The sequence below is a fragment of the Pseudogemmobacter sp. TB195 genome, from assembly GCF_058313095.1.
Window position 1 is genome coordinate 1 of the sequence record NZ_JBZEGG010000104.1, and the last position, 766, is coordinate 766.

Annotated in this window: 2 protein-coding genes; both read right to left on the reverse strand. The window is 49.3% G+C overall.

What is annotated here, in order from left to right:
* Positions 1-42 precede the first annotated feature (42 nt).
* Positions 43-273, reverse strand: a complete 231-nt coding sequence (locus AC4FS3_RS28830) for a hypothetical protein (RefSeq protein WP_491023389.1) — start codon at positions 271-273, stop codon at positions 43-45.
* A 14-nt stretch (positions 274-287) separates the two neighbouring features.
* The coding region (locus AC4FS3_RS28835; protein ID WP_491023390.1) for a DUF2290 domain-containing protein at positions 288-766 on the reverse strand (479 nt) is incomplete at its 5' end.

Below are 766 nucleotides of genomic sequence, written 5' to 3' on the forward strand. Positions count from 1 at the left end.
AACATATATCTGAGCAATGCCACGAAAAATACCATGCCAAAATTAGCCGGCTGAAAATGGCTTGTTCTGTCGATACTTGCGCTCCTGGTCGGCAATCTCGCCCGGCTGCAATGCCAGCTCGGCATCGCTCATACGCTCCAGCACGTCGCGCAGACGCCCAGTGCAGGCAACGGGCGGCGGCTCAAACTCATAGCCCGTCGCGATCAGCTCCGTCTCAATTTCCTGAGTGATGAAGAACGGCTCTGCGTAACTCTCTAGTTTCAATCCTCTCATGTCCTACTCTTTGTTTAGTATGGAATGAACATGTGCATAAGTCCCATCTCATTCGGAGTGATAGACGCTGGAAATTTTATCTGGTGTCTTGGCAGGCCGCTAATGAAATCATGCCCCTCCGTTTGGTAGAAATTGCGCAAAATAAATTCAACAAACCGACGTTGTGTCACTGGCGCTGATACGGGAATACGGCAACCTTTGACATCGCCCAGCGTAAGATGGCTTTTGGGATGAACAGCATCGACATGAACACCTTCTCGCGCATCAAAATCAAAACGTAACGGAAATGGAACAATTCTGCGTTGAACAATCTCAATGAACAGTTCGTCGCGCATGTACGCATCCGGATCATCTTGAAATGGCAACAGACTTGGGGAAGGGTAAAAGGCAAGCCTGTGCTGTAGCAGAACAGCACCTTCCACTCGGTACATTATCTGAAGCAATGCGCCATCGACCAGCTTCATGTTGAATGAACGCTTATCTGCTAGCTCGC